Here is a 25,617-nt window from a genome sequence, read left to right as displayed (position 1 = left end):
GTGCCTCCGACGCTGCGCGATCACCCGTGCGCCCGTCGGCTCCCAGGAAAAGGAACCCCTCACCCGTGGCTACCTCATCGCGTCGATCGTCGGCTGACCAGCCGCTCCGCGTCCTCATCGGTGCAGACACCTTCGCGCCCGAGATCAACGGTGCTGCGAGCTTCATCGCCCGCCTCGCCGCCGGTCTCGTGCAGCGCGGTCACGACGTCCACATCATGGCCCCGTCCTACGACGGCTTCATCGGCACGCGCGAGGAGGTGCACGAGGGCGAGCGGATGACACTGCACCGCGTCCGGTCGTGGCGCTGGTACCCGCATCCCACGTTCCGCTTCCTGCTGCCGTGGCGCATCAAGGCGGAGTCCGCGAAGCTGCTCGACCGCATCGAGCCCGACGTGATCCACTTCCAGTCGCACATCGTCGTGGGGCGCGGCCTCACGATCGAGGGCGAGAAGCGGGGCATCCGGCTCATCGGCACGAACCACTTCATGCCCGAGAACATCCTCGACCACGCGATCATCATCCCGCCGTTCCTCGTGCGCTGGGCCATCCGCCGCGCGTGGGCGGCCGCCGACCGCTCGTTCCGCCGCGCCGAGCGCGTCACGACCCCCACGAAGAAGGCGGCGGAGTACCTCGAGGCCAACACCTCCGTGCGCGGCGTCCTCGCGATCTCGTGCGGCATCGACGCCCACAACTACACCCCGAGCTTCGAGCCGCGGAGCGCCAACCGCATCGTCTTCCTCGGCCGTGTGGTCGAGGAGAAGCAGATCGACAAGCTCATCCGCGCCGTCGGCAAGCTGGACCCGGCGCTGGATGCCCGGCTCGAGATCCTCGGATCGGGCGACCAGGAGCACCGCCTCAAGAGCCTGACGCACCAGCTGGGACTCGACGATCGGGTCTCGTTCGCGGGCAAGGTGAGCGAGGACTACCTCCGTTCGACCCTCACCGCGGCGAAGGTCTTCGCGATGCCGTCGATCGCCGAGCTGCAGTCGATCTCGACGATGGAGGCGATGGCGTCGGGGCTGCCGGTGGTCGCCGCCAATGCGATGGCCCTGCCCCACCTCGTGCACGACGGCGAGAACGGATACCTCTTCGCGAAGGGCGACGTCGACGACCTCGCCGAGAAGCTCACCCGGGTGCTCACGATGGAGCCGGCCCAGTACGAGGCGTTCCAGCGCGAGAGCCTCTCCATCGTCGAGGCGCACGACATCCAGCGCACCCTCGACACCTTCGAGAGCCTGTACCGCGGCGAGGAGCCCGCGGCTCGACCGTAATGACGGCGCCCGCGGCATCCGACACCCGCTTCGCCTCGCTCGACGGACTGCGGGGCGTGGCGGCGTTCGTCGTCCTGCTCCACCACGTCGCCCTCGTGACGCCGGGCATCACGATGACCTACCAGGGGCACGACATCGCCCCGACCTGGAGCCTCATCTGGTGGGCATCCTTCACTCCGCTGAAGATCCTCACAGCCGGCCCCGAAGCGGTTGTCGTCTTCTTCCTGCTGAGCGGCTTCGTGCTCGCTCTCGAGCCTTTGCGCAAGCCCGCCTACGACTGGCTGGCCTACTACCCGCGCCGCATCGTGCGCCTGTATCTGCCGATCATCGCCTCCGTCGCGTTCGCTGTGCTGCTGATCCTGCTGGTCCCGCGGGACCCGTCGCGCGCGTCCTCGCCGTGGGTGGGGATGCTCGCCGACCCGTCACTCGGTGCGCCGTCCGTCTTCGGTGAGGCCACCGTGCTCTTCCACCCGCCGCTGTTCCCCATCAACGGGCCGCTGTGGTCGCTCGTGTGGGAAGTCTGGTTCTCGCTCCTGCTGCCGCTCGCCCTCGCCCTCGTGCTGTTGGTGCGGCGGGCGTGGTGGGCCGTCGCCCTCGTGTCGTTCGGTCTCTCGTGGCTGGGCTTCCTGTGGGACTGGGGTGCGCTGCTGTACCTCCCCATGTTCCTCGTCGGGGTCGCCATGGCCCGCGGCATCGAGGACTTGCGCGCGCTGGCCGGCCGTATCTCCGCGCTTCGAGGGGCGCCGTGGGCATGGCTGGGTCTCGTGCTCCTCAGCCTGCTGCTGCTCGTGATCGGCTGGATCATCCGCGGCCGCGGCTGGGTCGACACCGAGTTCGCCATCTCGATCACCCCGGAGAAACTGCTCGGGGGAGCGCTGCTGCTGTTCTGCTGCGCGTTCGCCCCCGGAGCGCGATGGGCGTTGACGCTTCGCCCGATCGCGTGGCTGGGCAAGGTGTCCTTCAGTCTCTACCTCGTGCACGTGCCGGTGCTCTTGGCGATCGCGTTCGCGGTAGGGGCGACCCAGTGGTGGCTCACGGTGCTCCTCGCGATCCCGGCATCGCTGCTCGTGGCGTGGGGCTTCTCGGTAGCAGTGGAGATGCCCGCGCACCGGCTCTCGCGACGGGTAGGAGCGCTCGTCTCCCGGTAGCATCGCGACTTAAGGCGAATGTCAGTGGTGCATGTTTGCCTTGAGTCATGAGTTCTTCGGTTCAGCTGTTGGATCCGGCGTTGCCGGAGTCGCGAGTGGAGTTCGGGGTGGCTCGGGCGGAGTTTGCGGGGATGCAGGCGGCGCGGGCGGCGGCGGAGCAGTGGTCGGCGTGTGCGGATGTGTTGCGGGAGGCTCGCGCGTACCCGGAGGTGTATGCGGGGCCGGGTCCGGTGGATGGGGCGCGGGTGGAGTTCGCGGTGCGGGCTGCGGTCGCGGATCTGGCGGTGCGGTTGGGGTTGACGGAGCATGCGGTGCGGGATCAGGCCCACATTGCCGAGACGCTGATTGCCCGGATGCCGATGGTGTGGGCGTGGTTCCGGGAGGGGGAGATCTCGGCCGCTCACATCCGGGTCGTTGCGGATGTGATCACGGATCTGCCCGATGAGGTGTTGTCGCGCCTGGAGGCGGAGGTGCTGCAGCGTCGCAGCTTGCCGGTGCCGCGGTTGCGCTCCCAGCTGCGACTGCTGGTGGCGCGGCTGCACCCGCGCCCGCTGGCTGAACGTCATCAGGTCGCCGCGCTGAGGCGGGCGGTGTGGATCGAACCCGAACCGGACGGCATGGCGTTGCTGATCACCCGGATGCCCGAGGCCGATGCCACTCGTGCTCTGACACACCTGAACCACCTCGCCCGGCAGGCCGCAGCCCACCCCGACGAGGCCCGCACTCTCGACCAGATCCGCGCGGACCTCCTGCGGGACCTCGTCGCAGGCGACCTCACGGCAGGGACCGGTGTCGGTGTCACCGTCGGCGTCCTCATCCCGGTCGAGACCCTCCTCGGCGTCGCCGAGCGTCCCGCGACCCTGGACGGGGTCATCCCGATCGACGCGGACACCGCCCGCCGCCTCGCCGGAACCTCCAGCAGGTGGCGGCGCATCCTCACCGACCCGATCACCGGCACGATCCTCGACTACGACCGCCGCACCTACCGACCCCCGACCGACCTGGACCGCCTCATCCGCACCACCCACCCCACCTGCGACTTCCCCGGCTGCGGACGCGCCTCCCGCACCTGCGACCTCGACCACACCACCGCCTGGCACCACGGCGGAACCACGAGTGCAGCGAACCTCCGCCCCCTCTGCCGAAGCCACCACCGCCTCAAACACGAGACCCGGTGGGCCACCGACGGCACCCGCTGGACCAGCCCCACCGGACACACCACACCCACCACCAACGCAAACGACCCACCACCGTTCTGACGCCGGGCATTTCCGCTTGTTCCGCGGCGGTAGGGTTGGTTCCGGTTCGCCCGACGATGTGCGCGCCACGGGGCGGTAGCTCAGCTGGTTAGAGCAGCGGACTCATAATCCGTCGGTCACGGGTTCAAGTCCCGTCCGCCCTACCGGACCGCTCGATGTGTACACTGTGCACATGCCTCACTATCTCATCTCATTCCCCGCGGAGGCGATGGTGCTCTCCGATGAGGAACTCGCTCAGGCCGCCATCGACTCGAACGCCGTCTGCCAGGAGGCGATGGATGCCGGCGTCTGGGTCTTCGGGGGCGGGGTCGACGAAACCGTCCCGACGGTGCTCGTGTCGGGTGACGGCAGCGTCGCCGAGGGCACGCACCCGGGCTCGCGGATCACGGGCGGGTTGACGGTGCTGGATCTGCCGGACCGAGCATCCGCCGAGGAGTGGGCTCGAAAGATCGCGGTAGCGTGCCGGTGCGCGCAAGAGATTCGGGAGTTGATGTAGCAGTGACGAAGTACTTGATCTCGTTCCCCGGCGAAGCCATGGTGCTGACGCCGGAGGAGTTCGTCCAGGCGGGAATCGACGCGCACGCGGTGCTCCGCGAGGCCAAAGCGGCGGGCGTCTGGGTCTTCGGTGGGGGTCTCAGCGAGGAGGTCGCACCCGTGCGTGTCTCGGCCGACGGTACCGTCACCCCGGGAACGTACGAGCCGACGCGGCGGATCGAGGGCGGCTACAGCATCCTCGACCTGCCGTCGCGGGAGGCGGCACTCGAGTGGGCCGCCAAGTTCGCGGCCGCGTGCCGGTGCGACCAGGAGGTCCGCGAGTTCATGGACGACCCGGAGTCGTAGGGAACGCGCCCTACAGAATCAGACGCCGGCGGCCTTCTTCACCAGTTCGACGATCTGCTTCTCCGCCGCCGGGGTGAGCTTCGACAAGCCGAATGCGGTGATCCACACCTCGCCGTTGTCGAGGTTCCTGGCCTCGTTGAAGCCGAACGTCGCGTAGGGGCTCTTGAACTTGGCGGCCGGCTGGAAGAAGCAGATGACCTTGCCGTCGAGTGCGTAGGCGGGGAACCCGTACCAGGTCTTCGTCTCGAGGTGCGGCGCGGCCTCCGTCACGAGCTCGTGGATCCGCTCGGCGAGCACCCGGTCGGCCTCGGGCATCTCCGCGATCTTCTCGAGGAGATCCTCGAGCCCGGACTTCTTCCCCTTCTTCGCCGAGCGCAGCTCCTTGGCGCGCTCCTTCATCGCGGCGCGTTCCTCGGCGCTGAACTCGGTCTCGTCGGTGGAGCCCTGGGCCATCGTCGTTCCTCTCGCTGTGGTTCTGATCACCCCATGCTAGGCAGGCTCTGGCGAGCTCGGCTTCTTCAAAACTGATCGATCACGTCAGATCGCGGATGCGCGCGGCCGTCCCCTTGTCCTTGCCGACCCGCCGCTCCGACGTCACCGCGAGCACGAGCAGCACCGCCCCTGCGGTGGCGAGAGTGATCCACCAGGGGAGCGATTCAATGTTGCGACCGATCTGGACGGCGAAGACCACCACGTTCTCGACCGGCAGCACGATGATGCCGAGGATGAACGGCGCCGCGAGCCGCCGGAGATTGCCGATGAGGATGGCAACGAGTGCGAGAGCGATGACCATGATGGCGCGCTGGGTGAGCGGGTCGGTGCCGGTGGCGAGAACCGAGGGCACGAAGATCGCCAGGATGCCCGGACCGAGCAATCGCCACGATCCGGAGAACCCGATGGGCCAGCTGACGAGCGTGGCCCGAGCCACCGCGCGTTGCGGCCACATCGCGATGACGCCCACGGCGAGGAGGGCGAATCCGAGTGGCAGCGAATAGGTCTCGACTCGGAGTTCCCGGGCGCTCCAGCTCGCCACCGCGACCGACCAGGCGGCGGCGAACGTGAGCAGCACGGGCGGCAGCACTGTCGGGCGTACGCGCTCGCGCAGCGCGGTGACGATCATGAACGCGAGCAGGAGGAGGCTGATCGCGTAGACGCTCAGAATGGGCAGCCAGCCGTCGCGCATGCCGAGGACAGCCCCGAGCGTGACGAAGGCAACCGTCGGCACGAATAGCCACCGCGATCCCGCGACCCGCTCCGGAGCGGCCCAGGGCGCTTCTGCACGACGGCTCAGGAGGGCCGCCGCCGTCGCCGCGAGCAGCGCAGCCCCACCCGTGTAGCCGAGCACCGGGATGATGACGACGTCATCGCTGGAGACACCCGCGTCGTCGGCGCGAAGGCCGAACCGCGCGGCCTGGGCGACCCCGCCCGCTGCCGCGACGATGGCGACGACGAGGGACGGCGTGCGCAGCGCGGCCAGCCGTGCGAGCGGAGTCCAGCGCGAGAGTCGCGGCAGGGCCGCCCCGACGGCGACGAGAGCGACGGCGAAGCCCAGCAGCAGCCACGCCCTCCAGGGCACGGCGGACTCCGATCCGACGACGACCTGGGCAGCGAGGATCGGAACGATCGCGACCGAGAGGCCGGTCGCATACAGCCCGGCCGCCGACAGACCGAACCCCGGGAGCCCGCGCGCGACGAGAATCGCCCCGAGCAGGGCGGCTGCGAGCGTCGGCGGCAGCAGGTACGGCTCGAGGCCCGTGACGCCGTTGAGGGCCCAGATACACCACAGCGCTCCGGTGAAGGCTGCGAACGCGAGCGGCCAGCCGTAGCGACGCTTCGCGAAGAGCGCCGTCGCGATCGCGCCGACACCGAGGATCACGAGCACAGTGAATGTCGTGGGGATGCCCGCCGCTGCTCGCACGAGAGCGAGGAGCACCCCGATCGCCCCCGTCACGAGAGAGGACACCTCGACAGCGACGCGGGACCAGCGAGCATCCTGCTCCGGGATGCCGTGGCGCTCGAGCGCCGCCCCGATGAGCCCCGTCGAGGGCAGCACAAGCGCGACGATCGCCGCGATGATCGGCAGGGTGACGGGAGACGCGCTCACGGTGAGAAGCTCAGCGCCGAGGCAGACGACGACGACGGCGAGAGCGGGGACGAGCAGGGCAGCCGCGCCGGCTCGTACGAACCTCGTCAGACCAGGGCGCCGGGTGAGCACGATGACCAGGAGGAGGACGAAGGTGACGCCGGTGGAGAGCGCCGTCCAGCCGCTGCGCTCGATGAGCACCGAGACGATGCCGATGAGGAAGGGGACCGCTGTCACCAGGAGGACGGCGTACCAGTGCCGCCCGGAGACCCTGGGGACGAGGGTCGCGACGATGGCTGCCAGCGCCGCCGCGGTGGTCGTGAGGCAGAAACCAGCGAGGTCGTCGATGTCCGCGAGAGCGAATCCGGCGGCGACGACGACGAGCGAGTAGGCGTACCCCGCCCCCGTGTAGGCCGGGCGGATCACGCGGGGCATCGCGAAGGCGAGAGCGACGAGCGCGACGACTCCGGCGGCGCCCAGCGGAACGCGGAGCGCGTCGTCGGTCCAGGAGAGCAGACCTGCGAGCACGAGGAGGCCGTGCGCCGCCACGAGCAGCGGCGCGCGGAGCGCGAGCCGAGCGGAGCGCAGCCGCGGCACGAGAGCGAGGCCGACTGCGACTCCCGCGACGACGAGCAGGCTGAGCCCCACTTGTACCGGCAGCAGGAGGTCGCTCCATGTCACGAAGACACTGAGGCCGAGCATCCCGAGCCAGACTCCCACCGGGAGGTAGGCGTGCTCGAGCGACGACTCGAGCGGCCGGCTGACGAGGTGCAGGATGCCTCCCGCAACCGCCACCGCCACGAGGAGCAGCACCGTGGCGAGCGCCGTCGAGCCGCCCGTCACCTCGCCGGGGTAGTCGCCGAAGAAGGTGATGGCACGACCGGCGAGGTGGATGATCGCGCCGATCGCACCGGGAACGGCGACGATGAGCGTCGCCGTCCACGTACCGGCGCGCACGAGCCGCCGTCGTACCCCGCGGAGGCCCGGGACGATCGAGGAGACGGCGGCGGCCGCGAGTACGCCCGCACCGACGAGAGCGATCGTCCACTCGTCGTCGACGTCGATCGCGAACGACGCGAGTGCCCCCGCCGTCGCGATGAGGAACCCGGCCGAGTAGCTCCACGCGGAGGAGGCGAGGGTTCGAGCGGACACGAGAGCGATGAGCGCTAGCCCCGCAACGATCGCCGCCGAGCCGAGCGCGCGCGGAGTCTGCGGACCGTCGACCGTCAGCAGTAGTCCGAGGGCGATGGTTCCGGCGATCACCTGCAGGATCGAGGCGGTGACCCGATCCGCCGCGAGCGCGCTTCCGAATCGCCGACCGAGGCGGCGCGCGAGCGGGTGGACGCCGATACCGACGGCCGCGGCCGCGACGAATCCCGCGGAGTGCGCCCACGCCGAGTCCAGCGCGAGCCCGAGGAGTGCGGGGGCGAGCGGGAGGGCAGCGAGCGCCACCCACACCCAGCTCCGCAAGCGGACGAGGGAGCCGAGCGCGATGAGCGCAGCGGCAGCGACGAGGGTGCCCACCGCGGTGAGGACGAACGCAGCCCGGGCGTCGGAGGAGCCGTCTCCCAGCGCCCAGACGTCAAGTCCGACGAAGACCGTGCCGAGCGCGCCGACCGCCTCCGCGGAGAACTGGAGTCCGCCTCGGGCGAGGAGCCACGCGGCGACGAGGAATACGGCGGTGACGGCCGCGATGATCGCGGTGCGGATGCCGAAGTCGGAGAGGTCGGGGTTGAAGAACGTGAAGACGATCGCCGCGACGGCGACGAGGCCGGCGCCCGCGACGGCGAGAACCGACTGGAGGCTCAATTGCGAGCTCGGGCGAGCGCGCACCGCGGTCACCGCGGGTGTGCCCATCGGCGCAGCGACTGGCGTGGTGGCCGCGGGCGAGTTGGTGCGGACCGCCACGGCGGTGGTGAGCACCGGCAGCGCGTCGATGAGCTTCTGCCGGTTCTCGAGAGCCGCGACCGTCGCCTCGGACGCCTTCAGGATGTCCCAGGCGAGCGGGCCGCTCAGGTCGGCCCCGCACCGGTCGCACGAGCTGCTGCGAAGCACCGCGTCGCACTTCGGGCATCGGCTTCGATCGAGCAGGTGCGCGGTGACCGAGGCGGTCCAGGTGTGTGACATGCGCGCCAGTCTATGTCGAGGCAAACTCGTAGGAGCGGCGATTGCGATATCTGTGGATCGAAGATATGTTCGACATATGGTGCACCACTGGAGGGCGAGCGATCAGCTGCAGAACTCGCTCCTCGCGGGCGAGTGGCGCATGTTCGACCGTGGCTATCTCGTCGGAACGATCCAGCAGGGTCGGGCGAGTGGCGTGCCCATCTTGCGAGGACTCGCGCCGGACGGGTCGCCGCTGGGCTACGCCGCAACCCTCGAGGAGGCCTGCGACGCGATGTGGGAGTGGTACCGCCGAGTAGGTCGACTGCCGTAACGGTGGCACACTGGCTCGCATGAGCACGCTCGAGTCCGCGTGGCAGTCGCTCGGCGAGGACGCCGACGCGCTCGCGCTCGTGCGCTCCCGCGCGGCTGAGGTTCCGCTCGACGCGGTGCTGCCCGTGGGGGCGTTAGTGCACGATGCGATCGCCGCGGCATCCCTTTCCGCCTCCCTGCTGGCCGCACGGCGGGGTCGTGCCGCGGCGGGGGCCGTCGAACTCGACCCGGACCGCATCGCGACCGCGGTGACGAGCGAGAAGCACTATCGGCAGCGCGGCGAGCCGATGTCGCCGTGGGCGGAACTGTCGGGTTTCTGGCCGACCGGCGACGGATGGGTCCGCACGCACGCGAACTACCCGCACCACCGCGACCGGCTGCTCGCCGCACTCGGGCTCCCGTTGGGGACGACCGCTGATGACCTGCTCGCCGGCCTCCGCGGGTGGCGGGCGGCCGATGTCGAGGAGCGCGCCGCGGAGCACGGAGCGGTCGCCGTCGCCGTGCGCACCGGGGAGCAGTGGCGCGAGCATCCCCAGTCCCTCGCCGCAGCCCAGCAACCGCTCGTCGCGCTCGAGAGGATCGCGGATGCACCGGCGCGCGTCCCTCGAGAGCGCTTTCGAGTGCTCGACCTCACTCGCGTCATCGCCGGTCCGGTCGCCACCCGCACGCTCGCGCTGTGGGGCGCTGACGTGCTCCGCGTCGACCCGCCCGGCCTGGCCGAGCCCGAGTACCAGCACCTCGATACCGGCGCCGGCAAGCGCTCGGCGGTGCTGGATGCCTCGGCGCCCGAGTTCGGTCGGCTCCTCGAGTCCGCCGACGTCGTCGTGGCCGGGTACCGCCCCGGCTCCCTCGACCGGTTCGGCCTCAGCCCGGAGGCGATCGCCGACCGCAACCCCGGCGCGGTCATCGCACGAGTGAGCGCGTGGGGCGGCATCGGGCCGTGGGGAGCACGCCGCGGCTTCGACAGCATCGTGCAAGCGGCGACGGGCATCGCCGTGCTCGAGTCACCGGATGGCTCGCGGCCCGGAGCCCTGCCCGCCCAGGCGCTTGACCACTCGGCCGGCTACCTGCTCGCGGCCGCGGTGACGACTGCTCTGCGCCGCCGGGCCGACGAGGGCGGGTCGTGGCTCGCCGACGTGTCGCTCGCCCGCATGGCGGCCGAGCTGATGGCTGCGTCCCGCGACCGGCGTCATCGGCACGTCGGCTTCGCCCCTACGGTCGTCGAGCTCGGCGAGCTCGTCCTGGCGGCGCCCGCCGCCGGGTTCGCGGGCTCGGCGCGGCAGTGGAGCGCGCCGCCTGTGCCCCTCGGATCGAGTGCTCCGGAGTGGCGCTGACCTCTTCCGCGAGTGTTGCGCGAGCGGCTGCTAGCGTGGAACGGTGACCGATTCGCCCGAGGACCAGCTCGCCACCTACCACTCGCGGCGGGAGCTCGCCGTCGTCCAACCGACCGGCAACCTCGCCCTCGTGAACACCCAGTGGGTGAGCAGCGAGCAGTCCATCTGGGGTGTTCCCGGCACGTGGGCGCCCGCCGAGGGCGGCCTCTCCGTGACCGCGGCCGCGAGCGACGACATCGTCGTCGACGGCGTGCTCGTGGACGGCACGACTCTCGTCCGGGGCAAGGATGCCGCGGAGCCGAGCACGGTCGTCTTCAGCGACACCGTGAGCGGCTTCGTGATCGCCGGCGACGACGGCCAATACGCGCTACGGGTCTGGGATTCGAACTCCGAGGCGATCCAGGAATTCGGCGGCATCGACATCTTCGACTACAACCCCGAGTGGGTCATCACCGGTACCTTCACGGAGAACCCGGAGGGCACGACGCTCGGCTTCGAGCAGCTCAAGAGCGATGGGAAGACGAAGGAGCACGTCATCCCCGGAGAGATCCGCTTCTCGAAGGACGGCGTGGACTACAACCTCGCCGCGTTCAAGGCGGGTCGCGCCCTCCAGCTCGTGTTCGCCGACGCGACCAACGGTGAGTCGACGTACAGCGTCGGCCGCTTCTTGTTCCTCGCGCCCAACCCGGACGGCACGATCACGCTCGACTTCAACCGGGCGGTGCTGCCCCCGTGCGCATTCAGCTACAACTTCAACTGCCCTCTTCCCCCGAAGCAGAACCGCTTCGGCGTGCCGATCGAGGCAGGGGAGAAGAACGTCCTCAAGAAGGACGGCTCGCTCCTGCACGGCTAGTGTCGTCGCCCGGCGGCACACTGGACTTGTGATCATCGTCCTCGACCGCCGGAGCACCGAGCTCCGCGCGTCGGTCGACGGCGGCGAGCTCGAACCCGTGGGAGATCTCGCCGCGTTCGTCGCGCGGTTCGAGCGCGACCGCCCCCGGTGGGTCTGGGATGACACGTCCTGGTGGTACCCCCAGCTCCTCGCCGCGCGGGTGCGGGTCGACCGCTGCTTCGATCTGCGGTTGTGCCACAGCATCCTGCGCCTCTCGGAACTCACTGCCGGATCACAGCTCGCTACAGCACCGATTGGTCCTTGGGATCGGCCGGCGCTGGAGCCTCGGCCGAGGGATGACGCGCTCTTCGAGCTTGACGACGCTGACGCCGAGCCCCTGCCCGATCCCGTCGCAGAATTCCAAGCACAGCGGGCGGCTGTCGCGGCATCCTCCGAGCCGGGCCGGATCGACCGACTGCTTGCCGTCGAATCCGCCGGTGCTCTCATCGCCGCCGAGATGCAGTACGCGGGGCTCCCGTGGCGCGCCCGGGAGCATGACGAGATCCTCACGCGCATTCTCGGGCCGCGCCCGCGAGCGGGCGAGCGGCCGGCACGGCTCGCGGCGGTGCTGGAGCGCGTTCGGGCCGCGATCGACGTCCCCGACCTCAACCCCGACTCTCCTGTCGAACTGCTCAAGCACTTGCGGAACGCGGGACTGGCCGTCGCCTCGACCTCGCAGTGGGAGCTCGCCGACATCGAGCATCCCGTTATCGAGCCCCTCCTGGAGTACAAGAAGCTCGCCCGGCTCCTGAGCGCGAACGGGTGGACCTGGCTCGAGACGTGGGTCGCCGATGGTCGATTCCGCCCCGACTATGTGCCGGGCGGCGTCGTCACGGGCAGGTGGGCGACGAGCGGCGGGGGAGCGCTCCAGTTGCCGAAGCAGATCCGCGGGGCGGTGGTCGCCGATCCCGGGTGGTCGCTCGTCGTCGCGGACGCCGCGCAGCTCGAGCCGCGCATCCTCGCCGCCCTCGCAGGCGATCGCGCGATGATGACCGCGGGAGCCGCCGGCGACCTCTATGCCGGAATCGTGGCGAGCGGCACGGTCGAGACCCGCGACCAGGCCAAGGTCGGGATGCTCGGCGCCATGTACGGCGGAACCACGGGCGAGAGCGGTCGCATCCTGCCCCGCCTCGCCCGCGCGTACCCGCGCGCGATCGGCCTCGTGGAGGAGGCCGCGCGCGCGGGCGAGCGCGGGGAGAAGGTCACCACGAGGCTCGGGCGGAGCTCGCCGCCTCCGAGCGAAGCCTGGCGCGAGGCCCAGGCGGATGCCTCGGGCGAGTCCGCCACGGAGGCGGCGACGAAACGCGCCCGCTCACAGGCGCGCTCCTGGGGCCGCTTCACGCGCAACTTCGTCGTTCAGGGGTCGGCGGCGGAGTGGGCCCTGTGCTGGATGGCGAGCATCCGTGCCCGTCTGCGGGAGCTCGCGGATGGCGCCTGGTTCACCGACTCGGCCCACCTCGTGTTCTTCCTGCACGACGAGATCGTCGTGCACTGTCCGGCCGGCCAGGCGGAATCCGTCGCCGCAGCGGTGCGTGAGTCGGCGGAGGAGGCGGGGCGTCTCTTGTTCGGGTCCTGGCCGGAGCGCTTCCCGGTCACCGTGGCGATCGTCGACAACTACGGCCAGGCGAAGTAGCGCACCGCCGAATCACATGCTTGTGATTCGCAGGTTTCCTCGGCATAATGAGGCCAGCGGTTCGCCGCCCAACTTCACACGAGTCACTCACACCGTTCCACCGGGTCGATGGGGAAGTCGCACCCAACCGGAACGGAGTTAGACGTGACTGCACCACAGGCTCGCGGAGTGCTTTTCGTGCACTCCGCTCCTCGCGCGCTGTGCCCCCACATCGAGTGGGCAGCTGGTCGCGCCCTTGAGCGTGCCGTGAACTTCGACTGGACCGCTCAGCCGGTCCTCAAGGGATCGCAGCGCACCGAGTTCTATTGGGAAGGCCCGCGCGGCACGGGGGCCAAGCTCGCGTCCGCCCTGCGCGGCTGGGAGCACTTGCGCTACGAGGTCACGGAGGATGCCGGGCTCGGCACCGACGGTGGCCGCTGGATGCACACTCCCGACCTCGGCATCTTCTTCGCGCAGACGGACACCGTCGGGAACGTCGTCATCCCCGAGGACCGGATCCGCTACGCGATGGAAGTCGCCGGCGCGAATGCGGTCGAGCTGCATCGCGAGTTGCGCCTCGCCCTCGGTCAGGCGTGGGACGACGAGCTCGAGGTCTTCCGGCACGCGGGCCAGGACTCCGCGGTCGTCTGGCTGCACAAGGTGGGCTGAGGCCCGCGCACGTCGAAGGTAGGAGGAACGAGATGGACACGCTGAACCGGGAACTGGACGAGCTCGTCGCCGAGGTCGCTCCGACTCTCATTGATCTGGAGCAGCTGGAGCGGCTCGTCACCGAGGACGACCTGCTGATGTTCGACGGCGAGTGCACCGTCCACGACGGCTGCCGGCCGATCCTCAAGGGATGACGTTCGACGTCACCCTGACGCGCGCGCTCGGTGCGACTCCGGCGCGGGTGTGGGAGGCGCTGACGACTTCCGAACTGGCGGACTGGTTCTGGCCGAAGCAGTTCGAGACCGTGGTTGCCGTCGATCCGATCACCGGGGGCGGCTTCTCGATCTCGAGCGAGCCGATGGGGATGGCCGTCGACGCGCGAATCCTCTCCGCGGTGCCCGGCCGTGAGCTCGTGCTCGACTGGGGCTGGCGGGGCGAGGATGCTCGCACGACGGTCACACTGACGCTCGAGCCATCCGCCGCCGGCACCGCTCTCACCCTCGCTCACGCCGGCAACGCCGATCAGGAGACCGCGGACGACCACCGAGCGGGCTGGGAGTCCTGCCTCGACAGGCTCCCCGCCCACCTGGAGCGCGTCGAGCGCTAGCTGTAGCTGCGGAACGCGACCACCGAGTTGTGACCGCCGAAGCCGAACGAGTTGCTGATCGCGAGCAGCGGGCCATCGCCGAGGGCGCGCGGCGAAGTCACCACGTCGAGCGGGATCTCGGGGTCCTGCTCGGTGAGGTTGATCGTCGGCGGAGCGGTGCGGTGGTGCAGGGCGAGGATGGTGAAGATCGCCTCGAGTGCTCCGGTGCCGCCGAGCAGGTGGCCGGTCGCTGCCTTTGTCGCGGAGACCGCGATGTTCGGGAGGTGGTCGCCGAAGACGCGCAGCATGGCGTTGTACTCGGCGATGTCGCCGACCGGCGTGCTCGTGGCGTGCGCGTTGACGTGGACCACGTCGGTGGGCTTCGCGCCCGCCTGCTCGAGCGCGGCGAGCATCGCTCGGGCCGCGGCCGACCCTTCGGGATCGGGAGCGGTGATGTGGAAGGAGTCGCTCGTCACCGCGCCGCCGGCGAGCTCCGCGTAGATGCGAGCGCCGCGAGCGAGGGCGTGCTCCTCGGTCTCGAGCACGATCGAGCCGGCGCCCTCGCCCAGCACGAAGCCGTCGCGCGAGACGTCGTAGGGCCGCGAGGCGGTCGCCGGGGAGTCGTTGCGCTTCGAGAGGGCCTGCATCGACGCGAATGCGGCGATGGGAAGCGGATGCACGACCGACTCGGTCCCGCCCGCGATGACCACGTCGGCGAGCCCTTCCTGGAGGTGCATGTACGCGTTCGCGATGGCCTCCGTGCTCGACGCGCAGGCCGAGACATCCGTGCGCGCGTAGGCGCGGGACGGGATCGACATGCTGATCGCAGCGGCCGCGGCGTTCGGCATGAGCATGGGGATCGTCATGGGCAGGACTCGACGGGGACCCTTCTCCTTGAGGGTGTCCCACGCGTCGAGGAGCGTCCAGAGGCCGCCGATGCCGGTCGAGTAGTCGACGCCGACGCGGATCGGGTCCACGTCGGGGGAGCCCGCATCCGCCCATGCCTCGCGCGCGGAGATGAGCGCGAACTGGCTCGACGGGTCGAGGCGCTTGGACTCGACGCGCTCGAGGACCTCCTCGGGCCGTACCTTCGCCTCGGCGGCGAAGGTGACGGGGAGCTCCAGCTCGGCGACCCAGTCCTGGGTGAGCGAGTGGGCACCGGATTCTCCGGCGAGCAGAGCCTGCCACGACTCGGGGGCGGTGCCGCCGAGGGGCGAGGTGGCGCCGATGCCGGTTACAACGATCTTCTTGGTCATTTCACATTCCTGTCGCGGCTCTACTGGCCTGGTGTGGTCGCCCAGGCCGGTCGGGAGCGGGCCAGCCGTGCGAAGCGGCTGGCCGGCCGCCGACGTGGTGGTGCTTAGCCCTGGGCGCTGACGATGAAGCTCACCGCGTCGCCGACGGTCTTGAGGTTCTTGACCTCTTCGTCGGGGATCTTGACGTCGAACTTCTCCTCGGCGTTGACGACGATGGTCATCATCGAGATGGAGTCGATGTCCAGGTCGTCGGTGAACGACTTGTCCAGCTCGACGGTGTCGGTCGCGATGCCGGTCTCGTCGTTGATGAGCTCGGCCAGGCCGGCCAGGACTTCTTCGGTGGACAATGCCATTGTGTTTTCTCCTTGGGGGTGTGAATTGACCGTGTGCCAGTTTACGGGAGGACGATAACCTGCGCCCCGAAGACGAGGCCCGCGCCGAATCCGATCTGGAGGGCGAGTCCGCCGCTGAGCTCGGGGTGCTCCTCGAGCAGTCGGTGCGTCGCGAGCGGGATGGATGCTGCGCTCGTGTTGCCCGTCGTGGCGATGTCTCGGGCGATCGCGACCGACTCGGGCAGACCGAGCTGCTTCGCGAACTCGTCGATGATGCGCATGTTCGCCTGGTGCGGGATGAACGCCGCGAGGTCGTCGGCGGTGACCCCGGCCACTTCGAGCGCCTCCTTCGCGACCTTGGCCATCTCCCAGACCGCCCAGCGGAACACGGTCTGGCCGTCCTGGCGGAGCGTCGGCCACTCGGCGCGGCCCTCGCGGAAGTCGACGAGCGTGGCATCCATGCCGACGGCGTCGGCCTTGGAGCCGTCGGAACCCCAGACGGGAGCGGCGATTCCCGGGAAGTCGCTCGGGCCGACGACGACTGCCCCGGCCCCGTCACCGAGGAGGAACGAGATGGTCCGATCGGTGGGCTTGACGATGTCGGAGAGCTTCTCGGCACCGATCACGAGAGCGTAGTGGGCAGCACCACTGCGGATGAGGGCATCGGCTTGGGTCACGCCGTAGCTGAATCCGGCGCACGCCGCGTTCTCGTCGTACGCTGCGGCCGGGTTCGCGCCCACGCGGTCGGCAACGACCGCGGCCATGGAGGGAGTCTGCTGCACGTTGCTGATTGTCGCGACGATGACCAGGTCGATCTGCTCGGGCGCGATTCCGGCCTTCTCGATGGCCTCGCGCGCTGCGTCGGTCGCGAGGTCGACGGCGAGGACGCTCTCCGACGCACGGGTGCGGGTGACGATGCCCGTGCGCTGGCGGATCCATTCGTCGCTCGAGTCGATGGGGCCGACGAGGTCGTCGTTGGGCACGACCCGGTCACCGCGAGCGGCTCCGTAGCTGTAGATGCGGGTGAACTCCACCCCGTGGGACTGCTTGAGGACGGCCATTAGTTCCCCTCGATCAGGTCGATGGCGGCAGCGAGGTCGTCGGGCGTCTTGACCGCGACGGTCGGTACTCCCTTGAGGCCCCGCTTCACGAGGCCGACGAGGGCGCCCGCGGGTGCGAGCTCGATGACGCCGGTGACTCCGGCGTCCGCGAAGGACTCCATCGTCTTGTCCCACCGTACCGGCGACGACACCTGGCCGACGAGGAGGTCGAGGTACTCCTGACCGCTCGACACGCGCGACCCGTCCTTGTTGGTCCAGATCGGCACGGTCGGGTCGAGCGGCACGATCGACGCCGCAAACTCGGCGAGCGGTTCGACCGCGGGCTGCATGTATCGCGTGTGGAACGCGCCCGCGACCTGGAGCGGGATGACCCGTGTCCCCGCGACGGGGTTCTCTGCGAGGGCGGCGAGTGCGGGGAGGGCGCCGGCGACGACGACCTGTCCGCCGCCGTTGTAGTTGGCGGGGGAGAGGTCGAGCTCCTCGAGCCTCTCGAGGAGGGCGGCCTCATCGCCGCCGAGAACGGCGGACATCCCGGTCTGCTCGAGGGCCGCGGCATCCGCCATCCGGTTGGCGCGCTCGCGCACGAACGCGACGGCGTCCGTCTCGCTCAGGATGCCCGCTCCCGCGGCCGCGGTGACCTCGCCCACCGAGTGCCCGGCGATGCCGCCGATCCTCTCGCGGCGCCCGTCGGCGAGGAGCGCGGAAAGGGTGAGGAGGCCGGCGGCGACGATGAGGGGCTGCGCGACGCGGGTGTCGCGGATGGTGTCGGCATCGGAGACCGTGCCGTGCGCGACGAGATCGATGTCGACCGCGTCGGAGATCGCCGAGAGCTGCTCGGCAAAGCGCGTCTCGGTGAGCCACGGCTCGAGGAATCCGGGAGTCTGGGAGCCCTGGCCGGGCGCGACGAGAACAATCACCCGTCTAGTCTGCCAACGATCCCGGCGGCATCGCTGGCGGGACCCTCACAAACTTCAGGCCGACCGTTGTGCGATCCGCTAGCGCTTGCGGCCTTCCGGGTCGGCGATCGAGCCGACGATAAGGGCGGACTGGAGGATGAGTGCCTCGCGCGCGCCCGTCGCATCCCAGCCGATGACCTCGCTCACGCGCTTGAGTCGGTAGCGCACGGTGTTCGGATGCACGAACAACTCCCGAGCTGTCGCCTCGAGCGATCGGCCGTTGTCGAGGTAGCACCACAGCGTTGCGAGCAGGTCCGTCGAGTGCTGCTGGAGCGGCCGGTAGACCTTCGTGATGAGGGTCGCACGGGCGAGCGGGTCACCCGCGAAGGCGCGCTCGGGCAGCAGATCGTCGGCGAGGGTGGGTCGGGGGGCGTTGCGCCAGGAGCGCGCCACCGCGAAACCGGCGAGCGCGGCCTTCGCGCTCTTCGACGCGTCCACGAGGCTCGGGACCTCGTGACCGAGCACGAGGTGGCCCGGGCCGAACCCGGGTTCGAGCTGCTCGGCAATGGTGAGGAAGGGCAGCGGGGTAGGGGCATCCGGGTCGTCCGAGTGCGGGCTCGCGCGGCCGATGACAAGCACCAGTCGGGCACCCTGGACACCGATGAGGACGTCGGCGTCGAGGTGGCGGGCCGTGCGCCGGAGCTGGTCGACGTCGAGCATCTTGGGGGCGGTGCCGACGAGGACGCACACCTCGCCGTGGCCGTTCCAGCCGAGGGCCGCGATGCGGCTCGGCAGCTCGTTGTCGTACTCGCCGGAGAGGATCGAGTCCACGACGAGGGCCTCGAGCCGGGCATCCCACAGTCCCCGGGCCTCGGCGGCGCGCGCGTAGACGTCCGCGGCTGCGAAGGCGATCTCCCTCGAGTAGAGCAGGATCGCCTCGCGCAGTACGTCGTCGCCGTCCTTGACGCGCTCCTCGACCACCTCCACGGTGATGCGGATGAGCTGGAGGGTCTGCGTGAGCGACACCGATCGCAGGAGCTCGCGCGGTGCCGCCCCGAAGACGTCGGCGGCGATCCACGGGATCGACTTGGGGTCGTCGAACCACGAGATGAAGCTCGTGATGCCGTTCTGCGCGACGAGGCCGACCGCCGAGCGCCGCCCCGGCGGCATGTCGCCGTACCAGGGCAGCGTCTCGTCGAGTCGTTTGAGCGTGGCTGTCGCCAGCTCGCCGGAGATCGTCCTCAGCCAGGCGAGCGTCTGCTCCTTCGTCTTGGGCGCCACCGGCGGCTAGCTCTCCCCGCCGGCCGATCCGGTCGTGCCCGCCGTCACGTCGAGCAGGCGGTACTTCGCGATCGCCTGGGCCGGGAGCGAGGCGTCCACCACTCCGCGACGGGCGAGCGACTGAAGCGTGCGCACGACGATCGACGGTCCGTCGATCGTGAAGTAGCGCCGCGCGGCCGCGCGCGTGTCGGAGAAGCCGAAGTCGTCCGCGCCGAGGGTCGCGAAGTCGCCGGGCACGAACTGGCGGATCTGGTCCGGAACCGCGTGCATGAAGTCGCTGACGCCGATGAACGGACCCTCAGCGCCCTGCAGCTTCTGCGTGACGTAGGGCACGCGAGCCGGCTCCTCGGGGTGCAGGAAGTTGTGCTCGTCGGCGGCGATGCCGTCGCGGCGCAGCTCGGTCCACGAGGTGACAGACCAGACGTCCGCGGACACGCCCCAGTCGGTGGCGAGGAGTCCCTGAGCCTCGAGCGCCCACGGGACCGCGACACCGGACGCGAGCAGCTGGGCCTTGGTGCCCGGCGCGGCGGACGGTGCCAGGAGGTGGATGCCGCGGACGATCCCCTCGACGTCGACCCCCTCCGGCTCGGCCGGCTGCACGATGGGCTCGTTGTAGACCGTGAGGTAGTACATGACGTTGGGGTCCGGGTGCTGGCCGCCGTACATCCGCTCGAAGCCCGCTCGAACGATGTGGCCGATCTCGTACCCGTAGGCCGCGTCGTAGGCGACGACCGCGGGGTTGGTGGACGCCAGGAGGATCGAGTGGCCGTCCGCGTGCTGCAGACCCTCACCGGTGAGTGTGGTGCGGCCGGCGGTCGCGCCGATGATGAACCCGCGCGCCATCTGGTCGCCCGCGGCCCACATGGCGTCGCCCGTGCGCTGGAACCCGAACATCGAGTAGAAGACGTAGACCGGAATGAGCGGCTCGCCGTTCGTGGCGTACTGGGTGCCCGCGGCCGTGAACGCCGCGAACGCGCCCGCCTCGTTGATGCCGACGTGCACGATCTGGCCCTGCGGGCTCTCCTTGTAGGCGAGGAGCAGCTCGCGGTCCACCGACGTGTACTGCTGGCCGTGCGGGTTGTAGATCTTCGCCGTCGGGAAGTACGCGTCCATTCCGAACGTGCGCGCCTCGTCGGGGATGATGGGCACGATCCGGTTACCAGCGCCCTTGTCGCGCAACAGGTCCTTGAGCAGTCGGGCGAACGCCATCGTGGTGGCGACCTCCTGCTTGCCCGAGCCCTTCTTCACGACCTCGTACGACGCCTCCTCGGGGATGGCGAACTGCGTGTACTTCGACCGACGCTCCGGCACGTAGCCGCCGAGCGCGCGACGGCGCTCCTGCAGGTACTGGATCGCCTCGTCGTTCTGACCGGGGTGGTAGAACGGCGGCTGGTAAGGGTTCTCCTCGAGCTGGGCGTCCGTGATCGGGATGTGCATCACGTCGCGGAAGACCTTGAGGTTGTCGAGCGTGAGCTTCTTCATCTGGTGGGTCGCGTTGCGGCCCTCGAAGCTCGGGCCGAGGCCGTAGCCCTTGACGGTCTTCGCGAGGATGACCGTCGGCTGGCCCTTGTGCTCGGATGCCGCCTTGAACGCCGCATACACCTTGCGGTAGTCGTGGCCCCCGCGCTTGAGGTTCCAGAGCTGCTCGTCCGAGTAGTCCTTGACCATCTCGAGCGTGCGCGGGTCGCGGCCGAAGAAGTTCTCGCGCACGTAGGCGCCCGACTCGGCCTTGTAGGTCTGGTAGTCGCCGTCCGGCGTGCGGTTCATGAGGTCGCGCAGCGCGCCCTCGGAGTCGTTCGCGAGCAGGGCATCCCACTCCCGGCCCCAGACGACCTTGATGACGTTCCAGCCGGCGCCGCGGAAGAAGCTCTCGAGCTCCTGGATGATCTTGCCGTTGCCGCGCACCGGTCCGTCGAGGCGCTGCAGGTTGCAGTTGATCACGAAGTTGAGGTTGTCGAGCCCCTCGTTCGCCGCCCACTGGAGGGCGCCGCGGCTCTCGACCTCGTCCATCTCCCCGTCGCCGAGGAACGCCCACACCTGCTGGTCCGAGGCATCCTTGATTCCGCGGTTGGTGAGGTACTTGTTGGACTGCGCCTGGTAGATGGCGTTGATCGGGCCGAGACCCATCGAGACCGTCGGGAACTGCCAGAACTCGGGCATGAGCCGCGGGTGCGGGTAGCTCGAGAGGCCGAAGGGCGCGCGCGACTTCTCCTGGCGGAAGGCGTCGAGGTTGTCCTCGGTGAGCCGACCCTCGAGGAAGGCGCGGGCGTACATGCCGGGGGAGGCGTGGCCCTGGTAGAAGATCTGGTCGCCGCCACCGGCGTGATCGGCACCGCGGAAGAACCAGTTGTGTCCGACCTCGTAGAGCGCGGCGGACGAGGCATACGTGGAGATGTGGCCGCCGACGCCGATGCCGGGGCGCTGGGCGCGGTGCACGGTGATCGCCGCGTTCCAGCGGATCCACGCGCGGTAGCGGCGCTCGATCTCCTCGTCACCGGGGAAGGCGGGCTCGTTCTCCGGGGCGATCGTGTTCAGGTAGTCGGTCGTAGGGACCATCGGCACACCGAGGTGCAGGTCCTTCGACTCCTTCAGGAGGCTCAGCATGATCTCGCGACCGCGGGCGTGTCCGTGGGTCGCGACGAGGGACCGCAGCGACTCCTGCCACTCGGCAGTCTCCTCGGGATCCTGGTCCATCTTGTTGACCGAGTACGGATCCTGGTCGTTTACCGTCACCGCTGACCTCTTCCTGGTAGAAGGTTGTGGAAACCGCGCCGGCCGGGTTGCGGCCTGTCGCGATCGACATACGCCTGACGAGTCTAGTTGTCGATTGGATACTGTTCGGTACCGGCGTATCATTGCCGGTCGGCCCCGCGCTCTCCGCCGGCGGGGCGAAAGGAATCGCGCCACCATGGCTCTCGCCACCGACATCATGGCCCCCGACTTCGACCTCCCGAACCAGTTCGGCGAGCACATCCGGTTGTCGGAGTTCCGCGGCGTGAGGCCCGTCGCGCTCGTCTTCTTCCCCCTCGCCTTCTCGAGCACCTGCACGGGGGAACTGTGCGCGCTCCGCGACAACCTCGCGCTCTTCGCCGAGGCGGGCGTCGAGCTCATGGGCATCTCGGTCGACTCGAAGGCGACGCTGCGCGCCTGGGCCGAGCAGGAGGGCTACACCTTCACGCTGCTCGCCGACTTCTGGCCGCACGGCGACGTCGCCAAGGAGTACGGCGTGTTCATCGAGGAGAAGGGGTTCGCGAATCGCGCCACCTTCCTCATCGACTCGAGCGGGGTCATCCGGTCGAGTTTCATCACGGCGCCCGGCGAGGCCCGATCGCTCGAGGCCTACCGCGAGGCGCTCGCGCAGCTCCGCGCCACGGTCTAGCCGAGGAGCGATACGGCGCGGGCGATCACGAGCACCAGGATCACGTAGCCGGCGAGGGCGCCGAGCCCCGCGAGGATCTTCGCCCGAGGCGTCAGCGCCATCGCGTCGGGCGGGCTGAACGCCATCGTGTTGGTGAGCGAGAAGTAGGCGTAGTCGACGAATCCCGCGGTCCAGTCGGACCGCGCAGACGACCCGCGGGCGACCTCCTCGATAGCGTCGTGGTCCTCGTCCTGCGGGAAGCGGATGTCGGCCAGCGGGAGTTTCTCGCGAGGCGTTGTCGTGCGCACGACGGGGCCGCCGCGATCCATCTCCCAGAAGACGAGCGCGAAGACGATCACGTTGGTCGCCCACACCTGAGCGGCTGCGAGCAAGAGGGAGCCGTCCTCGTCGCTCTTGGCTTGCACGAGCATGACGATGAGCTGCACGAGGGCCACCTGATTGGCGACGGCGAGGACGGCGGTAAGCGCGACCGACAGCACGCGAGAAAGTCGCGTCTGCCGCGTCATCCGGACCGGGTTGATGAAGACGAGCGGCACGAGGAGGGCGACGCACAGCGCGACGACCGAGTACCGCACCAGCGGCAGGAAGCTGCTCGGCAGCAGCGCGTACAGCAGCAGCGCGACGACGACGGCGCCGACGGCCGGCCACCGGTGCTCGGTGCGGTCGCGTTCTTCGGCGATTCTCTTGCTCATGGCGTGAGGATGTTGACGGACCGGGCGATGACGAGGGCGAGCAGCACGAACCCGACGAGGGCTTGGTAGGCCATGAGCAGCTTCGCCCGACGGCTGAGCGGCATGACGTCGGTGGGGCTGAACGCCATCATGTTGGAGAGCGAGAAGTAGGCGTAGTCGAGGAACTCCGGGTACCAGCCCGCCTGACCGTGCGGGTTGTCCTGCTGGGGGAAGCGGAAGTCCTGGATGGCACGATCGTGCGACCCTTCGATGCGGCGCTGAACGGGCCCGCCGAGGTCGAGCTGCCAATAGACCAGTCCGAACGCCACGACGTTGGTGATCCACACGGCGAGCGCCGTCAGCAGGACACTCGGTCCGTCCGCTCGGTTGTTGATCAGTTCGATGATCAGCTGGACGACGTAGACCTGGTTGAGGGCCGTCAGGGCTAGAGCGAAGCCGATCCCGAGCCAGCGCGACCAGCGGGTCTCGCGGTCGAGCCGCTTCGGATTCATGAGGACGAGGGGTGTGAGCACCACGACGCCGATGGCGGGGGCCACCCACGCGGGGATTCCCGTGATCGTCCCCGGCAGGAGCAGATGCAGCCCGAGGGCGGCGAGCGTCACGAGAAGCACGGGCCAGCGGTGCTCGCTGTGCGGCGCATCCGTGGTCCTCGGCATGATGCCGAGTGTATGCCTGTACCATGAGGGGCGTCGCCCGGCTGGCCGGGCCGACGGGCCTTTAGCTCAGTTGGTAGAGCGCCACGTTTACACCGTGGATGTCATCGGTTCGAGCCCGGTAGGGCCCACCTCGAAACCACTGCACGCTCGATCGGGAGCGCGGTGGGCGTTCGCCGCGAGATGCCTGAGCGTGCCGCGCCAGTTGGCGGTCGCCCGGTATACCGCCCGGGGGACTGGGTGCCGATTCCCACGAGGCGTCCAGACTCGGCCCGGAGGGTGGTCGCTTCGCCCGAAGTCGTCCGAATCGCCGTGCCCGCATCCGGGTCGGCGGTCCCTCCCGGAGAATCGCTATGCCCGAAACCACGTCGTCCCCCGTTCGCCCTGCTCGCCGCCGCGTCCTCATCAGAGGCGCAGCAGTCCTCGGTGCCCTCCTCGCCGTCGGCGGCGGTGTCGCCGCGGCCACGACCGCCGCCCAATCCGCCGGAGCAGAGGAGAGCGAGCGCCGAATCCTCACCCAGCTGCTCGACGACACGTCGAGCGTGCGCCCCGAGCAGCTCGACGCCTATGACGCGATCGCCGAGCAGAGAATCGCTTACTCCGAGCAGCTCGCGGCGGAGGCCGAGGCGCGGGCGGCATACCTCTTGACCCCGGCCGGAGCACAGGAGACTGCACGAGACCTCGCGTCGAGCACCTACGGGTGGGGCGACGACCAGTTCTCCTGCCTCGTGAGCCTGTGGGGGCGGGAGTCCGGCTGGTCGTACAGCGCCTACAACGCCTCGAGCGGGGCGACGGGCATCCCGCAAGCCCTTCCCGGCGAGAAGATGGCGGTCATGGGGGATGACTGGCAGACGAATCCCGCGACGCAGATCGCCTGGGGCCTCGCGTACATCTCGGGCTCGTACGGCACGCCGTGCGCGGCGTGGGGTCACTCCGAGTCGTACAACTGGTATTGATCGCCCGGCGGGCGTCGGAGCCCGTTCCTCCCGTCCCGCCCCGATTGGGTAGCCTCGCTGGGTGACCACGAGCGCCCCGACCCGCAGTTCCGGTGCGTGGGCGCTCATCCTCGCGTCCCTGCTGTGGGGTACCACGGGCACCGCGGCGAGCTTCCTCCCCGAGGACGTCAGCCCGCTCGCGATCGGTGCGAGCACAATGACGATCGGGGGAGCACTCCTCTTCGCGGTGTTCGCCCGCCGGTCGCTCGCGGCGATCCGGTCGACGGGCAGTCGGCGCTGGCTGCTCCTCGGCGCGGTCGGGGTCTTCGCGTATCCCCTCGCCTTCTACTCGTCCATGGATCTCGCGGGGGTAGCGATCGGAAACGTCGTCTCGTTGGGGACCGGGCCTGTCTTCGCTGCCCTGCTCGAGTGGGTCTTCGAGCGGCACCGGCTCTCCCTGATGTGGTTGGGATGCACGGCCGTCGCGATCCTCGGAGTGGTTCTGCTCGCGGTCGGGGGCCACGGTGCCTCGGGCGCTGCGGAGAACGTGCTGGCGGGCATCCTGCTCGGCCTCGTCGCCGGCCTCTCGTACGCGCTCTACACCTACGCGTCGAGCCGTGCGATCCGCTCGGGGCAGCCCGCGGGCGCGATCATGGGCGGGATGTTCGGGCTCGGCGCCATCGCGCTCCTGCCGGTCTTACTGCTGACCGGGGCACCGCTGCTGCAGTCGGCGTCGTCGGTCGGGATCGCGGCGTACCTCGCCCTCGGGCCGATGTTCGTCGCCTACCTGCTGTTCGGCGTAGGTATGCGGACGCTGCGGAGCAGCACGGCGACGACGATCACGCTTCTCGAGCCGTTCGTCGCGACGCTGCTCGCGGTGATCGTCGTCGGCGAGCGCCTCGACGCCGTCGGTTGGATCGGACTGATCCTCATTCTCGTCGCAGTTACTGTGCTGGCTACGGCCCGTCGCCCGGGCGCCGGGGCGCGCCAGCCTTAGAATTT

The 25,617-nt window shown here is 69.7% G+C and carries 24 protein-coding genes, 2 tRNA genes and 1 pseudogene; 17 read left to right on the top strand and 10 right to left on the bottom strand.

The features are described from left to right. Positions 1-65 precede the first annotated feature (65 nt). The 6 genes from Q5716_RS07920 to Q5716_RS07895 all read left to right on the top strand — a co-directional run bounded on the left by Q5716_RS07920 (position 66) and on the right by Q5716_RS07895 (position 4,518). Positions 66-1,271, top strand: a complete 1,206-nt coding sequence (locus Q5716_RS07920) for a glycosyltransferase (protein ID WP_305002530.1) — start codon at positions 66-68, stop codon at positions 1,269-1,271. Next, positions 1,271-2,419, top strand: a complete 1,149-nt coding sequence (locus Q5716_RS07915) for an acyltransferase family protein (RefSeq protein WP_305002529.1) — start codon at positions 1,271-1,273, stop codon at positions 2,417-2,419. Before Q5716_RS07920 ends, Q5716_RS07915 begins: the two co-directional genes overlap by 1 nt. 47 nt (positions 2,420-2,466) lie before the next feature. Then, the gene (locus tag Q5716_RS07910; RefSeq protein ID WP_305002528.1) at positions 2,467-3,678 is read left to right on the top strand and encodes an HNH endonuclease signature motif containing protein; all 1,212 of its coding nucleotides are present in this window, start codon (positions 2,467-2,469) and stop codon (positions 3,676-3,678) included. Between the two features lie 69 nt (positions 3,679-3,747). After that, a tRNA-Ile gene (locus tag Q5716_RS07905) sits at positions 3,748-3,821 on the top strand. A 29-nt stretch (positions 3,822-3,850) separates the two neighbouring features. Further along, complete coding sequence (locus Q5716_RS07900) at positions 3,851-4,174, top strand: transcription initiation protein (protein ID WP_305002527.1); 324 nt, start codon at positions 3,851-3,853, stop codon at positions 4,172-4,174. A 2-nt stretch (positions 4,175-4,176) separates the two neighbouring features. Further along, positions 4,177-4,518, top strand: a complete 342-nt coding sequence (locus Q5716_RS07895; protein WP_305002526.1) for a YciI family protein — start codon at positions 4,177-4,179, stop codon at positions 4,516-4,518. An 18-nt stretch (positions 4,519-4,536) separates the two neighbouring features. On the opposite strand, the gene Q5716_RS07890 is transcribed toward Q5716_RS07895, so the two are convergent. Together Q5716_RS07890 and Q5716_RS07885 are read right to left on the bottom strand one after the other, a co-directional pair. Next, positions 4,537-4,971 (bottom strand): iron chaperone, encoded by a 435-nt coding sequence (locus tag Q5716_RS07890; RefSeq protein WP_305002525.1) that lies wholly within the window; start codon positions 4,969-4,971, stop codon positions 4,537-4,539. A 79-nt stretch (positions 4,972-5,050) separates the two neighbouring features. Further along, positions 5,051-8,728, bottom strand: coding sequence for an SCO7613 C-terminal domain-containing membrane protein (locus tag Q5716_RS07885; protein ID WP_305002524.1), 3,678 nt, complete (start codon positions 8,726-8,728; stop codon positions 5,051-5,053). Positions 8,729-8,804: 76 nt separating this feature from the next. Here Q5716_RS07885 and Q5716_RS07880 point away from each other — a divergent pair, with 76 nt between their 5' ends. The 7 genes from Q5716_RS07880 to Q5716_RS07850 all read left to right on the top strand — a co-directional run bounded on the left by Q5716_RS07880 (position 8,805) and on the right by Q5716_RS07850 (position 14,151). Then, positions 8,805-9,038 (top strand): hypothetical protein, encoded by a 234-nt coding sequence (locus tag Q5716_RS07880; RefSeq protein ID WP_305002523.1) that lies wholly within the window; start codon positions 8,805-8,807, stop codon positions 9,036-9,038. Positions 9,039-9,057: 19 nt separating this feature from the next. Beyond that, positions 9,058-10,371 carry a CoA transferase gene (locus Q5716_RS07875; RefSeq protein WP_305002522.1) on the top strand — a complete coding sequence of 438 codons (1,314 nt, stop codon included), beginning with the start codon at positions 9,058-9,060 and terminating at the stop codon, positions 10,369-10,371. Between the two features lie 43 nt (positions 10,372-10,414). Continuing rightward, the gene (locus Q5716_RS07870; protein WP_305002521.1) at positions 10,415-11,224 is read left to right on the top strand and encodes a DUF1684 domain-containing protein; all 810 of its coding nucleotides are present in this window, start codon (positions 10,415-10,417) and stop codon (positions 11,222-11,224) included. Between the two features lie 34 nt (positions 11,225-11,258). Next, positions 11,259-12,896, top strand: a complete 1,638-nt coding sequence (locus Q5716_RS07865) for a bifunctional 3'-5' exonuclease/DNA polymerase (RefSeq protein WP_434056608.1) — start codon at positions 11,259-11,261, stop codon at positions 12,894-12,896. Positions 12,897-13,004: 108 nt separating this feature from the next. Continuing rightward, positions 13,005-13,544 (top strand): DUF3145 domain-containing protein, encoded by a 540-nt coding sequence (locus Q5716_RS07860; protein WP_305002519.1) that lies wholly within the window; start codon positions 13,005-13,007, stop codon positions 13,542-13,544. Between the two features lie 32 nt (positions 13,545-13,576). Continuing rightward, complete coding sequence (locus Q5716_RS07855; RefSeq protein ID WP_305002518.1) at positions 13,577-13,738, top strand: hypothetical protein; 162 nt, start codon at positions 13,577-13,579, stop codon at positions 13,736-13,738. Continuing rightward, positions 13,735-14,151: an SRPBCC family protein gene (locus tag Q5716_RS07850; RefSeq protein WP_305002517.1), complete on the top strand. Its 417-nt coding sequence runs from the start codon at positions 13,735-13,737 to the stop codon at positions 14,149-14,151. Before Q5716_RS07855 ends, Q5716_RS07850 begins: the two co-directional genes overlap by 4 nt. Here Q5716_RS07850 and Q5716_RS07845 read toward each other — a convergent pair. The 6 genes from Q5716_RS07845 to aceE form a co-directional block, all read right to left on the bottom strand. Further along, positions 14,148-15,386, bottom strand: coding sequence for a beta-ketoacyl-[acyl-carrier-protein] synthase family protein (locus Q5716_RS07845; RefSeq protein WP_305002516.1), 1,239 nt, complete (start codon positions 15,384-15,386; stop codon positions 14,148-14,150). The genes Q5716_RS07850 and Q5716_RS07845 overlap by 4 nt on opposite strands. 104 nt (positions 15,387-15,490) lie before the next feature. Further along, entirely contained in the window at positions 15,491-15,739 is a 249-nt protein-coding gene (locus tag Q5716_RS07840; protein ID WP_294180585.1) for an acyl carrier protein, read from the bottom strand. Between the two features lie 41 nt (positions 15,740-15,780). Beyond that, complete coding sequence (locus tag Q5716_RS07835; protein WP_305002515.1) at positions 15,781-16,779, bottom strand: beta-ketoacyl-ACP synthase III; 999 nt, start codon at positions 16,777-16,779, stop codon at positions 15,781-15,783. Continuing rightward, the gene (locus Q5716_RS07830; RefSeq protein WP_305002514.1) at positions 16,779-17,696 is read right to left on the bottom strand and encodes an ACP S-malonyltransferase; all 918 of its coding nucleotides are present in this window, start codon (positions 17,694-17,696) and stop codon (positions 16,779-16,781) included. The genes Q5716_RS07835 and Q5716_RS07830 overlap by 1 nt, the downstream gene beginning before the upstream one ends. Before the next feature lie 78 nt (positions 17,697-17,774). Then, on the bottom strand, positions 17,775-18,956 hold the full coding sequence (locus Q5716_RS07825) for a PucR family transcriptional regulator (protein ID WP_305002513.1): 1,182 nt from the start codon (positions 18,954-18,956) through the stop codon (positions 17,775-17,777). Between the two features lie 6 nt (positions 18,957-18,962). Next, positions 18,963-21,689: a pyruvate dehydrogenase (acetyl-transferring), homodimeric type gene (aceE, locus tag Q5716_RS07820; protein WP_305002512.1), complete on the bottom strand. Its 2,727-nt coding sequence runs from the start codon at positions 21,687-21,689 to the stop codon at positions 18,963-18,965. Positions 21,690-21,864: 175 nt separating this feature from the next. Between aceE and Q5716_RS07815 the strand changes: the two genes are divergently transcribed. Continuing rightward, entirely contained in the window at positions 21,865-22,335 is a 471-nt protein-coding gene (locus tag Q5716_RS07815) for a peroxiredoxin (RefSeq protein ID WP_305002511.1), read from the top strand. On the opposite strand, the gene Q5716_RS07810 is transcribed toward Q5716_RS07815, so the two are convergent. Continuing rightward, entirely contained in the window at positions 22,332-23,027 is a 696-nt protein-coding gene (locus Q5716_RS07810; RefSeq protein WP_305002510.1) for a hypothetical protein, read from the bottom strand. The two genes, Q5716_RS07815 and Q5716_RS07810, sit on opposite strands and share 4 nt — an antisense overlap. Next, complete coding sequence (locus tag Q5716_RS07805) at positions 23,024-23,683, bottom strand: DUF1345 domain-containing protein (RefSeq protein WP_305002509.1); 660 nt, start codon at positions 23,681-23,683, stop codon at positions 23,024-23,026. The genes Q5716_RS07810 and Q5716_RS07805 overlap by 4 nt, the downstream gene beginning before the upstream one ends. 55 nt (positions 23,684-23,738) lie before the next feature. Here Q5716_RS07805 and Q5716_RS07800 point away from each other — a divergent pair. From Q5716_RS07800 to Q5716_RS07790, 3 genes and pseudogenes are all read left to right on the top strand, one after another. Continuing rightward, positions 23,739-23,811, top strand: a tRNA-Val gene (locus tag Q5716_RS07800). 519 nt (positions 23,812-24,330) lie between these two features. Further along, a pseudogene (locus Q5716_RS07795) lies at positions 24,331-24,636 on the top strand (aggregation-promoting factor C-terminal-like domain-containing protein); the annotation flags it as partial. Positions 24,637-24,697: 61 nt separating this feature from the next. After that, on the top strand, positions 24,698-25,612 hold the full coding sequence (locus tag Q5716_RS07790) for a DMT family transporter (RefSeq protein ID WP_305002508.1): 915 nt from the start codon (positions 24,698-24,700) through the stop codon (positions 25,610-25,612). Positions 25,613-25,617: the final 5 nt, after the last annotated feature.

This window comes from Antiquaquibacter soli, assembly GCF_030580675.1.
Classification (GTDB): domain Bacteria; phylum Actinomycetota; class Actinomycetes; order Actinomycetales; family Microbacteriaceae; genus Rhodoglobus; species Rhodoglobus soli.
This window is presented reverse-complemented; position numbering and strand designations above follow the sequence as displayed.

What these genes read in the sequence shown, in the direction of transcription:
- Q5716_RS07850 (WP_305002517.1), top strand. Translation starts at nt 13,735, where the DNA reads ATGACGTTCGACGTCACCCTGACGCGCGCGCTCGGTGCGACTCCGGCG.
- Q5716_RS07810 (WP_305002510.1), bottom strand. Translation starts at nt 23,027, where the DNA reads ATGAGCAAGAGAATCGCCGAAGAACGCGACCGCACCGAGCACCGGTGG.
- Q5716_RS07875 (WP_305002522.1), top strand. Translation starts at nt 9,058, where the DNA reads ATGAGCACGCTCGAGTCCGCGTGGCAGTCGCTCGGCGAGGACGCCGAC.
- Q5716_RS07815 (WP_305002511.1), top strand. Translation starts at nt 21,865, where the DNA reads ATGGCTCTCGCCACCGACATCATGGCCCCCGACTTCGACCTCCCGAAC.
- Q5716_RS07845 (WP_305002516.1), bottom strand. Translation starts at nt 15,386, where the DNA reads ATGACCAAGAAGATCGTTGTAACCGGCATCGGCGCCACCTCGCCCCTC.
- Q5716_RS07910 (WP_305002528.1), top strand. Translation starts at nt 2,467, where the DNA reads ATGAGTTCTTCGGTTCAGCTGTTGGATCCGGCGTTGCCGGAGTCGCGA.
- Q5716_RS07915 (WP_305002529.1), top strand. Translation starts at nt 1,271, where the DNA reads ATGACGGCGCCCGCGGCATCCGACACCCGCTTCGCCTCGCTCGACGGA.
- Q5716_RS07835 (WP_305002515.1), bottom strand. Translation starts at nt 16,779, where the DNA reads ATGGCCGTCCTCAAGCAGTCCCACGGGGTGGAGTTCACCCGCATCTAC.
- Q5716_RS07805 (WP_305002509.1), bottom strand. Translation starts at nt 23,683, where the DNA reads ATGCCGAGGACCACGGATGCGCCGCACAGCGAGCACCGCTGGCCCGTG.
- Q5716_RS07890 (WP_305002525.1), bottom strand. Translation starts at nt 4,971, where the DNA reads ATGGCCCAGGGCTCCACCGACGAGACCGAGTTCAGCGCCGAGGAACGC.
- Q5716_RS07855 (WP_305002518.1), top strand. Translation starts at nt 13,577, where the DNA reads ATGGACACGCTGAACCGGGAACTGGACGAGCTCGTCGCCGAGGTCGCT.
- Q5716_RS07885 (WP_305002524.1), bottom strand. Translation starts at nt 8,728, where the DNA reads ATGTCACACACCTGGACCGCCTCGGTCACCGCGCACCTGCTCGATCGA.
- Q5716_RS07840 (WP_294180585.1), bottom strand. Translation starts at nt 15,739, where the DNA reads ATGGCATTGTCCACCGAAGAAGTCCTGGCCGGCCTGGCCGAGCTCATC.
- Q5716_RS07860 (WP_305002519.1), top strand. Translation starts at nt 13,005, where the DNA reads ATGGGGAAGTCGCACCCAACCGGAACGGAGTTAGACGTGACTGCACCA.
- Q5716_RS07900 (WP_305002527.1), top strand. Translation starts at nt 3,851, where the DNA reads ATGCCTCACTATCTCATCTCATTCCCCGCGGAGGCGATGGTGCTCTCC.
- Q5716_RS07880 (WP_305002523.1), top strand. Translation starts at nt 8,805, where the DNA reads ATGGTGCACCACTGGAGGGCGAGCGATCAGCTGCAGAACTCGCTCCTC.